Source organism: Pseudomonas sp. B611, from assembly GCF_055407965.1.
Map to the genome: position 1 here is coordinate 52,532 of NZ_JBUZST010000007.1, position 11,051 is coordinate 63,582.

Consider the following 11,051-nt stretch of genomic DNA (forward strand, 5'->3'; position numbering starts at 1 on the left):
CCCACATGTCAGACCAAGCCAAACAGATGACCGAAGACGAAGCCGCCGAATTTGCCGAGCAGGTCTTCGACGTTGCGCGTCGGGGCGACACCGCCTTGCTCGCCGCACTGCTGGCCAAAGGCTTGCCGGTCAACCTGCGCAACCATAATGGCGACACCTTGCTGATGCTCGCCGCCTACCACGGCCATGGCGAAGCGGTAAAAGTACTGCTGGAATTCAAGGCCGACCCGCTGATCGCCAATGACAAGAACCAACTGCCGATTGCCGGCGCCGCGTTCAAAGGCAACCTGGACGTGGTCAAGGCCCTGATCGAAGGCGGCACGGCGGTGGATGCAGCCTCTTCTGACGGGCGTACTGCCTTGATGCTGGCGGCGATGTTCAACCGTGTCGAGATGGTCGATTACCTGCTCGGCCAGGGCGCCAACCCCAAGGCCACCGATGCCCAGGGCGCCACCGCACTGGCGGCGGCATTGACCATGGGCGCAGCGGATACGACGGCGCAGTTGCAGAAACTGGTGTAGGCTACGCGCCCTTTAAAACCCGCCCGCCACAGGACTACCCCATGAAAACCGCCCTCGTCGAACTCATCAGCAAAATCAGCGCCGGCGTCATGGGTGAGGACGAGGTGGCGCGCATCGCCGAGGAAGCGGCCCAGGCCTACGCAGACCCGGCGGCGTTTCTGGCGGCCAATCCGGATATCAACTACGACGACACTTTCCCTATTCCGTTGGGTGAATGGATCGTCGTGGGTAGCCTGCCGGACACCGCGCTGTTTCAGGCCGACACCTACGGCGACCTGTTTGCGCAGATCGTCGCTTCGTTCGGCCCCGGCGTGGCGTTCAACCTCAAGCCCAAGCAACTGGCCAAGACCGATGACCTCACGGCGTTGAACCGCATCCAGATCCAGATGAGCGCCCTCAGCCCTGAAGACGGCGGCTACACGCTGCTCAACTTCAGCCAGTTGCTGGATGACGAGATTCAGGCGGTGCTGGTGTACGGCAACGACCTGCCACGGGTACTGGAATTGTGTGCTGAAGTGGGTATCAACGCCGAACCTTCGCTGGAAGCGCTGCGAATCGCCCTACACGTGTGAAATAAAACGGAACCCCCGTCAGTGCTGACTATCCTACAAGTGCATGCCCTCACTTAGGAGCGACACCATGGGTTCCACTTTTAATGGTTTGATCGGGCTGATCATCCTGGCGCTGGATATCTGGGCGATCATCAACGTGTTCAAAAGCGGCGCGAGCACGGGCGCCAAAGTGCTGTGGATTCTGCTGATCCTGTTGTTGCCGGTGCTGGGCCTGATCATCTGGGCAATCGCCGGGCCGCGGGGCAACGTGCGGATCTGAGCCGTTCGCCGCACCTGATGTAAGCACAGTCAATGTGGGAGCGGGCTTGTGTGGGAGCTGGCTTGCCTGCGATGCGGACACCTCGGTCTATGAGTGACATCGAGGTGATGCTATCGCGGGCAAGCCCGACTCCCACACAAGCCTGCTCCCACATTTTTTTGTGTCCAGTCATAAGATTTGTGTGTCGAAATATTCGCTACACGGAATTTTCACACATCATCTCGGACAATTCCCCCCCGCTTCATTTCCGTGTGAGAAGGCTCTGTCTCGGGCCGAGAAAACCACCACAAAGAAGGTTTTTTCCTCAGTAATCAATAGCGCTGATGGCATTCCTCGGGCACCATTTGCGCCAACGCGCTGACCCCCTGTACTCACACGCTTGGGCGTGGGCAGGATGCCGCTGCAATATTTCGCAACTTAAACTTCCAATGGGTCCTAAAACGACATGGCAAACCCGGACGCCCTGAATCAGCAGCGAGCTTCAAATCGCCTGCTGCAACCGACCGTCAAATCCCATCTGGCGTACACGCTGCTTTGCGCACTGGTCATGATGGTGATGTTCTCCCTGCTGCGCCTGGCGCTGCTGGTTTACAACCGTGAAATGATCCTCGACACGCCGGCCTCGACCTTCCTGGAAGCGTTCGGCAACGGCCTGCGCCTGGACATTCGCCTGGTGGTCTACCTGCTGATCCCGTTGCTGCTGGCCCTGTTCAGCGTGCGGGCCATGGCGGCGCGCGGGTTCTTCCGTGTCTGGCTGACCGTTGCGTCCAGCATCGCGCTGTTCCTCGGCCTGATGGAGATGGACTTCTACCGCGAGTTCCACCAGCGCCTCAACGGCCTGGTCTTCCAGTATGTGAAGGAAGACCCGAAAACCGTGATGAGCATGCTCTGGTACGGTTTCCCGGTGGTGCGCTACCTGCTGGCCTGGGCCGTGGGTACGTTGATCCTGAGCATCGCCTTCAAAGGCGCCGACCGTGCGACGCGCCCGCGTGGGCCGTTCAGCGGTGGCACCATCAGCACCCGTCAGGTGGCGCCGTGGTACTCGCGCATCGCGGTGTTTGTGGTCTGCCTGTTGATCGCCGTGGTCGCCGCCCGTGGCACCCTGCGCCAGGGCCCACCGCTGCGTTGGGGCGACGTGTATACCACCGATTCCAACTTCGCCAACCAACTGGGCCTGAATGGCACGTTGTCGTTGATCGGAGCAGCCAAGGCTCGTTTCTCCGAGCACCGTGACAACACCTGGAAAGCCACCTTGGAACAACCACTGGCAACCCAGACCGTGCGCGACATGCTGGTGCTGCCGACCGAGAAGCTGGTGGATACCGACACTGCCGCCGTGCGCCGTGAGTTCACGCCTCCGGCCGAGAAAACCCTGCCGATCAAGAACGTCGTTGTGATCCTGATGGAAAGCTTCGCCGGTCACTCGGTGGGCGCCCTGGGACGTCCGGGCGATATCACGCCGTACTTCGACAAGCTTGCCAAGGAAGGTTTGCTGTTCGACCGTTTCTTCTCCAACGGCACCCACACCCACCAAGGGATGTTCGCCACCATGGCTTGCTTCCCGAACCTGCCGGCCTTCGAATACTTGATGCAGACGCCGGAAGGCAGCCACAAGCTGTCGGGCCTGCCGCAGTTGCTCAGCGCGCGCAAGTTTGACGACGTGTATGTCTACAATGGCGACTTCGCCTGGGACAACCAGTCGGGCTTCTTCAGCAACCAGGGCATGACCAATTTCATCGGGCGTAACGACTTCGTCGATCCGGTGTTCTCCGACCCGACGTGGGGCGTGTCCGACCAGGACATGTTCAACCGTGGCCTGGAAGAGTTGAAAGCCCGCGAAGGCGGCAAGCCGTTCTACGCGTTGCTGCAAACCCTGTCCAACCACACGCCGTACGCGTTGCCGACGCCATTGCCGGTGGAGAAAGTCACCGACCGTGGCAGCCTCAACGAGCATTTGACGGCGATGCGCTACTCCGACTGGGCCCTGGGCCAGTTCTTTGAAAAGGCCCGCAAAGAGCCGTACTTCAAGGAAACCCTGTTCGTTATCGTGGGTGACCACGGCTTCGGCAACGAACAGCAGATTACCGAGATGGACCTGGGCCGCTTCAACGTACCGATGCTGATGATCGCACCGGGCGTGCAGGAGAAGTTCGGCGAGCGTGACCACACCGTGGGCACCCAGATCGACATCGTGCCGACCATCATGGGCCGCCTCGGTGGTGACACGCTGCACCAGTGCTGGGGCCGCGACCTGCTGAACCTGCCGGAAGGCGACAAAGGCTTCGGCGTGATCAAGCCGTCGGGCAGCGATCAGACCGTGGCGCTGGTCACCGACGACCGCATCCTGGTTCTGCCCAAGGAAATGCCACCGAAGTTGTGGCAGTACGAACTGGGCGCCAACCCGACCGGTAAAGTGATCGCGGATTCGCCGGATGAAGCGGCACTGAAGCAGAAACTTGAGTCGTTCCTGCAGACCGCCACCAAGAGCCTGCTGGATAACACCGCAGGTGTGGTTGATGGTAAGCCGGACTAACTAACCGGCGATAAAAAAGAGGCCCTCTAGAGGGCCTCTTTTTTTGCCTGCCGTTTATATCCGGCCGAGTAACAACAGCACCAGCAACACCACCAGAACCACACCAAGGATACCCGACGGGCCATAACCCCAATTGCGTGAGTGTGGGAATACGGGCAGGCCACCGACCAGCAGGAGGATCAGGATAATGATCAGAATGAGGCTCATGGTTTTGTACCTTCTGGTTATTGAGCAATAGGCCTGCAGGTTCAATCGCAGACGGCTTAATAACTCCGACTGGTGCCCTTCGTGGAAAATTCCAAGTTTTTTTAAAGCATTTTGCACACGGGCTTATTTCTTTTAATACGCTGCCTTAGTTGAAAGTTATTGAACTTGTGCACTGCGCCATGCTCCGACCCGGTCGCGGGTTTGCCTGGGGCATTCATCAACTTGATGGTGCGTGGGTGTGGGAAAAACCTTCGCTACACTGCCGATCACTTCTTCCGTGAACCACAAGGCAACTTCCTATGCAAAATCGCATGATGATCACTGGCGCCGGGTCCGGCCTGGGTCGCGAAATCGCTCTGCGCTGGGCCCGCGAGGGTTGGCAGTTGGCCTTGTCGGACGTCAGCGAGCCTGGCCTGCAAGAAACCCTCAAGCTTGTGCGCGAGGTAGGTGGCGATGGCTTCGTCCAGCGTTGCGACGTGCGCGACTACAGCCAGCTCACCGCGTTTGCCCAGGCCTGCGAAGTGAAGCTCGGCGGCATCGATGTGATCGTCAACAATGCCGGCGTGGCCTCGGGCGGGTTCTTCGCCGAACTGTCCCTGGAGGATTGGGACTGGCAGATCGCGATCAACCTGATGGGCGTGGTCAAGGGCTGCAAGGCGTTCCTGCCGCTGTTGGAAAAGAGCAAGGGCCGCATCATCAACATCGCTTCGATGGCGGCGCTGATGCAAGGCCCGGCCATGAGCAACTACAACGTGGCCAAGGCCGGTGTGGTGGCCCTGTCGGAAAGCTTGCTGGTGGAACTCAAGCAACAGGAAGTCGGTGTGCACGTGGTGTGCCCGTCGTTTTTCCAGACCAATCTGTTGGATTCGTTCCGTGGGCCGACGCCCGCGATGAAAGCGCAGGTCGGCAAGTTGCTGGAGAGCTCGCCGATTTCGGCGGCGGATATTGCCGACTACATTTACCAGCGTGTGACTGCAGGCGAATTCATGATTTTGCCCCACGAACAGGGGCGGATGGCGTGGGCACTTAAGCAGAAGAATCCACAGCTGCTGTATGACGAAATGACCACCATGGCCGACAAGATGCGCGCCAAGGCGCAGGCGACCAAGGCCTGAGCACAATGATCGTTCCCACGCTCTGCGTGGGAATGCCGCCGGTGACGCTCCGCGTCACGCTTTCGAGAACGGACGCGGAGCGTCCAGGGATGCATTCCCACGCAGAGCGTGGGAACGATCAGCCCGCGCCCACAATTTGGGGTGTGGTCTGTCAGGGAAATTACCGGCGGATGTAGGTCAGGCCTGATTTTGCCGCAAGCCATTGCTGTACTCCCGCGCAATCACGCATGGTCAAGGTCCTGTCACTCTTAAAGGACTACCGCCATGCTGGTACTTAGCCGTGCTGTAGGCGAAAGCATTTCCATTGGCGATGACATCGCCTTGCACATCATCGAGCTGAACGGCTCCCAGGTGAAATTCGGGGTCGAGGCACCGGTGGGGGTCAATGTGCACCGCGCCGAGGTGTATCAGAAAATCCTCGAGCGCCAAGCCGCAGAAACCCCGGCCTCCGCTAACCCGTAAACCCTCAGTCGAACAGATGCTTGGGCACGTCGTGCTTGAGCATCAACTGGCATTGCTCGCTTTCGGGGTCGAACACGATCAGTGCCTGGCCCTTGGTCAGCGCCTGGCGTACGCGCAATACGCGGGTTTCCAGGGGCGTGTCGTCGCCATTGTCGGTGCCGTCGCGGGTGACGAAATCTTCAATAAGGCGGGTCAGGGTGTCGACTTCAAGTGCGTCGTAGGGAATCAGCATACAAGCCTCGGCTGGGGAATCCCGGCGATGCTACTGCGCCGGGGCCTTTGTTACCAGCAGTTGCCAGCCTCAGGTTTTCTGGCCGACCAGGCTGTCCACGGACGGCACCCGTGTGTCGCTCTCCATCTGCGTCTCGTGTTCCAGCTGATGACTGAAGCGGTCCAGTGAACCCTGGGCCGGTTGCGCATCGCTGGCGAACACCGGCGGGCTGAGAATGTATGCCCCCAACAGGCGGCTCAAGGCCGCGAGGCTGTCGATATGGGTGCGCTCGTAGCCGTGGGTCGCATCACAACCAAACGCCAGCAGTGCCGTGCGGATATCGTGGCCGGCGGTCACGGCCGAGTGCGCGTCACTGAAGTAGTAACGGAACAGGTCGCGGCGCACCGGCAGTTCATTGTCCGCCGCCAGGCGCAGCAAGTGCCGGGACAGGTGATAGTCATACGGCCCACCGGAATCCTGCATCGCCACGCTCACCGCATGCTCACTGGAGTGCTGGCCGGGGGCGACCGGGGCGATATCGATGCCGACAAACTCGCTGACATCCCAGGGCAGGGCGGCCGCTGCGCCACTGCCGGTTTCTTCGGTGATGGTGAACAGCGGGTGGCAGTCGATCAGCAATGGCGCGCCGCTGTCGACGATGGCTTTGAGCGCCGCGAGCAGGGCGGCCACGCCGGCCTTGTCGTCGAGGTGACGGGCGCTGATGTGCCCGCTTTCGGTGAACTCGGGCAGCGGGTCGAAGGCCACGTAGTCACCCACGCTGATCCCCAGGGAATCGCAATCGGCGCGGGTCGCGCAGTAGGCGTCCAGGCGCAGCTCCACGTGGTCCCAACTCACCGGCATTTCATCTACAGCGGTGTTGAACGCGTGCCCGGAGGCCATCAACGGCAGCACGCTGCCACGGATCACGCCGTTGTCGGTAAACAGGCTGACGCGGCTGCCTTCGGCAAAACGGCTCGACCAGCAGCCCACCGGCGCCAGGGTCAGGCGGCCGTTGTCCTTGATCGCCCGCACGGCGGCGCCGATGGTGTCGAGGTGGGCGGACACGGCGCGGTCGGGGCTGTTTTTCTGGCCCTTGAGGGTGGCGCGAATGGTGCCGCGCCGGGTCATTTCGAAGGGGATGCCCAGCTCTTCCAGGCGCTCGGCGACGTAGCGCACGATGGTGTCGGTAAACCCGGTGGGACTGGGAATGGCGAGCATTTCCAGGAGGACTTTTTGCAGGTAGTTGAGGTCGGGTTCGGGGATGGTTTGGCTCATAAAGACTCCTGGCGTCGGATCGTTCCCACGCTCTGCGTGGGAATGCCTCATCGGACGCTCTGCGTCCGTTCTTGTGACGCGGAGCGTCACGGGCTGCATTCCCACGCGGAGCGTGGGAACGATCACTCAACTGTGTGGGAATAGAAGGTCCACAAACCGCTCAGCCGTCGGCTGCGGTTCATGATTGGCCAGTCCGGCCCGTTCGTTGGCTTCGATAAAGACATACTCGGGTTGGTCGGCGGCGGGCACCATCAGGTCCAGGCCCACCATGGGAATGTCCAGGGCGCGGGCCGCACGCACGGCGGCGTCCACCAGCGTGGGGTGCAGGATCGCGGTGACGTCTTCCAGGCAGCCACCGGTATGCAGGTTGGCGGTGCGGCGCACGGCCAGGGTCTGGCCGCGGGGCAGGATGCTGCTGTAGTCGTAGCCCGCCGCGTGCAGGGTGCGTTCGGTTTCGGCGTCCAGAGGGATTTTGCTTTCACCATCGGTCGCTGCCTGACGGCGACGGCTCTGGGCTTCGATCAGCGCGCCGACGCTGTGATGACCGTCACCGGTCACTTCAGCGGGGCGTCGGATCGCCGCGGCGACCACTTCAAAGCCGATCACCAGGATGCGCAGGTCCAGCCCCTCGTGAAAACTCTCCAGCAGCACGCGGCTGTCGAACTGGCGTGCCGCTTCAATCGCCTGCTGCACCTCCTCGATGCTCTGCAAATCCACCGCGACGCCCTGGCCTTGCTCGCCATCCAGCGGCTTGACGACGATGCGCTGGTGTTCGTCGAGAAACTCCAGGTTGTCATCGGCACTGCCGGCCAATTGCTGCGACGGCAGTTTCAAACCGGCAGCCTTGAGCACTTTGTGGGTCAGGCTCTTGTCCTGGCACAGGGTCATGCTGATGGCGCTGGTCAGGTCGCTCAACGATTCACGGCAACGCACGCGACGCCCGCCGTGGCTGAGGGTGAACAGGCCCGCGTCGGCATCATCCACCTGCACGTCAATGCCGCGCCGGTGGGCTTCCTCGACAATGATCCGCGCGTAGGGATTGAACCCTGCCTGCGGGCCAGGGCCGAGGAACAGCGGTTGGTTGATGCCGTTCTTGCGCTTGATCGCAAAGGTGGTCAGCGCGCGAAACCCCAGCTTGGCGTAGAGATTTTTGGCCTGGCGGTTGTCGTGCAACACCGACAGGTCCAGGTAACTCAGGCCACGGCTCATGAAATGCTCGACCAAGTGACGCACCAGCACTTCGCCGACGCCGGGGCGCGTGCAGTGCGGGTCGACTGCCAGGCACCACAGGCTGCTACCGTTCTCCGGGTCGTGAAACGCCTTCTGGTGATTCAGGCCCATCACGCTGCCGATCACCGCGCCGCTGTCTTCATCCTCCGCCAGCCAATACACCGGGCCACCTTGATGGCGCGGCGTCAGGCGGTCGGCATCGACGGGCAGCATGCCGCGCCCTTGATAGAGCTGGTTGACCGCCAGCCAATCGGCCTCGGTCTGCACGCGGCGGATGCGAAAGCCGCGAAACACACGGGTCGCCGGGCGATAGTCGGTGAACCACAGGCGCAGGGTGTCAGACGGGTCGAGGAACAGCTGCTGCGGGTCGATCCCGAGGATCTGCTGGGGCGCGGCCACGTACAGGGCGATGTCCCGTTCACCGGCCTGCTCATTGAGCAACTCCAGGGCCAGGCTCGACGGGTCGGCGAAGGTGTGCCCGATCAACAGGCGCCCCCAGCCGCAATGCACGACGATGGGGCCAGGGCTCTGCGGGCTACCATCTTCCGCCAGTCGGGCTTGCAGGCGCTCGTAGGATGGCGCCTGGCCCCTCAGGAGGCGTTGGCTGTAAGCCGCTGCATGAGGTTTCATCAATCAGATTCCTTGTTCGCTGAGCCACAGGTTCAGCGCCGCCAGTTGCCAAAGCTTTGAGCCGCGCAACGGGGTCAGTTGGCCCTGCGGGTCGGTGAGCAGGCGGTCGAGCATGGCCGGGTTGAACAGGCCGCGATCCTGGCTTGGGTCCAGCAGCAGGTCGCGTACCCAGTTCAGGGTGTCGCCTTGCAAATGCTTGAGGCCAGGGACAGGGAAGTAGCCTTTCTTGCGGTCGATGACTTCACTTGGAATCACCCGGCGCGCGGCTTCCTTGAGCACTTGCTTGCCGCCGTCGGGCAGCTTGAACTTGCCTGGCACACGGGCCGAAAGCTCCACCAGGCGGTAGTCGAGGAACGGCGTTCGCGCTTCCAGGCCCCAGGCCATGGTCATGTTGTCGACGCGTTTGACCGGGTCATCCACCAGCATCACCGTGCTGTCCAGGCGCAAGGCCTTGTCCACGGCGGCGGTGGCACCGGGCATGGCGAAATGTTCGCGCACGAAGTCGCCGGCGGCGTCATTGGCGGTCAGCCATTGCGGCGCGACGGTGGCCGCATAGTCGTCGTAGCTGCGGTCGAAAAACGCCTCTCGATAGGCGGCGTAAGGGTCACTTGCGCCGTCCACCTGCGGGTACCAGTGGTAACCGGCGAACAACTCGTCGGCACCCTGGCCGCTTTGTACCACCTTGCAATGCTTGGCCACTTCCCGCGACAGCAAGTAGAAGGCGATGCAGTCGTGGCTGACCATCGGCTCGCTCATGGCGCGGAACGCTGCTGGCAGTTGCTCGATGATCTCGCTTTCGGCGATGCGCAGTTGGTGGTGACGGGTGCCGTAGTGCTTGGCGATCAGGTCCGAGTACTGGAACTCGTTGCCGGCCTCGCCGCCGGCGTCTTCAAAGCCGATGGAGAACGTCGACAAGTCCTTTACCCCGGCTTCACGCAGCAGGCCGACGAGCATGCTCGAATCGACACCACCGGAGAGCAACACGCCTACATCCACGGCGGCCCGTTGACGGATGGCCACGGCTTCGCGAGTGCTGTCGAGGACGCGGTCGGTCCAGTCTTCCAGCGTGAGGTTTTTTTCATCCTCATGTGGGCCGTAGGGCAGGGTCCACCAGGTTTTCTGCTCGGTCTTGCCGCTGGCGTCGATGCGCATCCAGCTCGCCGGTGGCAGTTTTTCAATGCCCGCCAGCAAGGTGCGCGGCGCCGGGACCACGGCGTGGAAGTTCAGGTAGTGGTTGAGGGCGATCGGATCGAGGATCGGATTGATATCGCCGCCTTTGAGCAGCGCCGGCAGTGCCGAGGCAAAGCGCAAACGCTGGCCGGTGCGCGACAAGTACAGCGGCTTCACACCCAAACGGTCACGGGCAATGAACAGGCGCTGGGCATCGCGCTCCCAGATGGCAAACGCAAACATGCCGTTGAGCTTGGGCAGCAATGCTTCACCCCAGGCGTGATAACCCTTGAGCAGCACCTCAGTGTCACCGCCGGAATAGAAGGCGTAGCCCAAGGCTTCCAGCTCTTCACGCAGTTCCGGGAAATTGTAGATGGCGCCATTGAAGGCCAGGGACAGGCCCAGTTGGGCGTCAACCATCGGTTGGGCCGAGCCGTCCGACAGGTCCATGATTTTCAGGCGACGGTGGCCCAGGGCAATTGGGCCCTGGGCATGGAAGCCCCAGGCATCGGGGCCGCGGGGGGCCAGGTGATGGGTAATTCGTTCTATCGCTGCCAGGTCGGCAGGTTGTTGATCAAAACGTAACTCGCCAGCTAATCCGCACATAAATTCCTTACCGGTTTTTCCGTTGGGGAGGGGGAACACTCAATACGCCCAAAGGGCGCGTACCCAGAAACTGACACGGGGCTATAGTGGGAGTTTTAGAACAATAAGTTATAAGGCAGTTGGCCTTAACCTCTCCAGGGGAGCTTCAGGTGCCGCGCGGGCTGGTCACAGAGGGCGTTATATAGATGCAGGATGCATGCAAAACGCTGGTCGATCATGAGGCTGATCGCGCCGATATTCGGATGCGTATTTTCTGTCCG

11 protein-coding genes are annotated in these 11,051 nt (G+C 61.6%); 6 read left to right on the forward strand and 5 right to left on the reverse strand.

All coding sequences use genetic code 11. The features are described 5' to 3' along the window. Positions 1 to 5: 5 nt before the first annotated feature. The 4 genes from ACZRMO_RS17035 to ACZRMO_RS17050 all read left to right on the forward strand — a co-directional run bounded on the left by ACZRMO_RS17035 (position 6) and on the right by ACZRMO_RS17050 (position 3,885). On the forward strand, positions 6 to 521 hold the full coding sequence (locus ACZRMO_RS17035; protein WP_124529530.1) for an ankyrin repeat domain-containing protein: 516 nt from the start codon (positions 6 to 8) through the stop codon (positions 519 to 521). Positions 522 to 562: 41 nt separating this feature from the next. Next, positions 563 to 1,093 carry a hypothetical protein gene (locus ACZRMO_RS17040; protein WP_463973574.1) on the forward strand — a complete coding sequence of 177 codons (531 nt, stop codon included), beginning with the start codon at positions 563 to 565 and terminating at the stop codon, positions 1,091 to 1,093. A gap of 67 nt (positions 1,094 to 1,160) precedes the next feature. Next, positions 1,161 to 1,352, forward strand: coding sequence for a PLDc N-terminal domain-containing protein (locus ACZRMO_RS17045; protein ID WP_003172956.1), 192 nt, complete (start codon positions 1,161 to 1,163; stop codon positions 1,350 to 1,352). A gap of 445 nt (positions 1,353 to 1,797) precedes the next feature. Then, entirely contained in the window at positions 1,798 to 3,885 is a 2,088-nt protein-coding gene (locus ACZRMO_RS17050; RefSeq protein ID WP_463973575.1) for an LTA synthase family protein, read from the forward strand. Between the two features lie 54 nt (positions 3,886 to 3,939). On the opposite strand, the gene ACZRMO_RS17055 is transcribed toward ACZRMO_RS17050, so the two are convergent. Then, positions 3,940 to 4,092, reverse strand: coding sequence for a DUF3309 family protein (locus ACZRMO_RS17055; protein ID WP_015885095.1), 153 nt, complete (start codon positions 4,090 to 4,092; stop codon positions 3,940 to 3,942). Between the two features lie 299 nt (positions 4,093 to 4,391). Here ACZRMO_RS17055 and ACZRMO_RS17060 point away from each other — a divergent pair, with 299 nt between their 5' ends. Next, positions 4,392 to 5,207 (forward strand): SDR family oxidoreductase, encoded by an 816-nt coding sequence (locus ACZRMO_RS17060; protein WP_463973576.1) that lies wholly within the window; start codon positions 4,392 to 4,394, stop codon positions 5,205 to 5,207. Between the two features lie 264 nt (positions 5,208 to 5,471). Next, positions 5,472 to 5,669 (forward strand): carbon storage regulator CsrA, encoded by a 198-nt coding sequence (csrA, locus tag ACZRMO_RS17065; RefSeq protein WP_463973577.1) that lies wholly within the window; start codon positions 5,472 to 5,474, stop codon positions 5,667 to 5,669. Positions 5,670 to 5,673: 4 nt separating this feature from the next. On the opposite strand, the gene ACZRMO_RS17070 is transcribed toward csrA, so the two are convergent. From ACZRMO_RS17070 to ACZRMO_RS17085, 4 genes are all read right to left on the reverse strand, one after another. Continuing rightward, on the reverse strand, positions 5,674 to 5,901 hold the full coding sequence (locus tag ACZRMO_RS17070) for a YheU family protein (RefSeq protein ID WP_003192759.1): 228 nt from the start codon (positions 5,899 to 5,901) through the stop codon (positions 5,674 to 5,676). 69 nt (positions 5,902 to 5,970) lie between these two features. Then, complete coding sequence (locus ACZRMO_RS17075; protein ID WP_124525812.1) at positions 5,971 to 7,155, reverse strand: osmoprotectant NAGGN system M42 family peptidase; 1,185 nt, start codon at positions 7,153 to 7,155, stop codon at positions 5,971 to 5,973. A 126-nt stretch (positions 7,156 to 7,281) separates the two neighbouring features. Continuing rightward, positions 7,282 to 9,015, reverse strand: coding sequence for an N-acetylglutaminylglutamine synthetase (ngg, locus tag ACZRMO_RS17080; RefSeq protein WP_463973578.1), 1,734 nt, complete (start codon positions 9,013 to 9,015; stop codon positions 7,282 to 7,284). Between the two features lie 3 nt (positions 9,016 to 9,018). Continuing rightward, entirely contained in the window at positions 9,019 to 10,791 is a 1,773-nt protein-coding gene (locus ACZRMO_RS17085) for an N-acetylglutaminylglutamine amidotransferase (protein WP_463973579.1), read from the reverse strand. Positions 10,792 to 11,051 lie beyond the last annotated feature (260 nt).

Excerpts from the sequence above, each read along its gene's own strand:
- ACZRMO_RS17035 (WP_124529530.1), top strand. The coding sequence starts at position 6 with ATGTCAGACCAAGCCAAACAGATGACCGAAGACGAAGCCGCCGAATTT.
- ACZRMO_RS17040 (WP_463973574.1), top strand. The coding sequence starts at position 563 with ATGAAAACCGCCCTCGTCGAACTCATCAGCAAAATCAGCGCCGGCGTC.
- ACZRMO_RS17045 (WP_003172956.1), top strand. The coding sequence starts at position 1,161 with ATGGGTTCCACTTTTAATGGTTTGATCGGGCTGATCATCCTGGCGCTG.
- ACZRMO_RS17050 (WP_463973575.1), top strand. The coding sequence starts at position 1,798 with ATGGCAAACCCGGACGCCCTGAATCAGCAGCGAGCTTCAAATCGCCTG.
- ACZRMO_RS17055 (WP_015885095.1), bottom strand. The coding sequence starts at position 4,092 with ATGAGCCTCATTCTGATCATTATCCTGATCCTCCTGCTGGTCGGTGGC.
- ACZRMO_RS17060 (WP_463973576.1), top strand. The coding sequence starts at position 4,392 with ATGCAAAATCGCATGATGATCACTGGCGCCGGGTCCGGCCTGGGTCGC.
- csrA (WP_463973577.1), top strand. The coding sequence starts at position 5,472 with ATGCTGGTACTTAGCCGTGCTGTAGGCGAAAGCATTTCCATTGGCGAT.
- ACZRMO_RS17070 (WP_003192759.1), bottom strand. The coding sequence starts at position 5,901 with ATGCTGATTCCCTACGACGCACTTGAAGTCGACACCCTGACCCGCCTT.
- ACZRMO_RS17075 (WP_124525812.1), bottom strand. The coding sequence starts at position 7,155 with ATGAGCCAAACCATCCCCGAACCCGACCTCAACTACCTGCAAAAAGTC.
- ngg (WP_463973578.1), bottom strand. The coding sequence starts at position 9,015 with ATGAAACCTCATGCAGCGGCTTACAGCCAACGCCTCCTGAGGGGCCAG.
- ACZRMO_RS17085 (WP_463973579.1), bottom strand. The coding sequence starts at position 10,791 with ATGTGCGGATTAGCTGGCGAGTTACGTTTTGATCAACAACCTGCCGAC.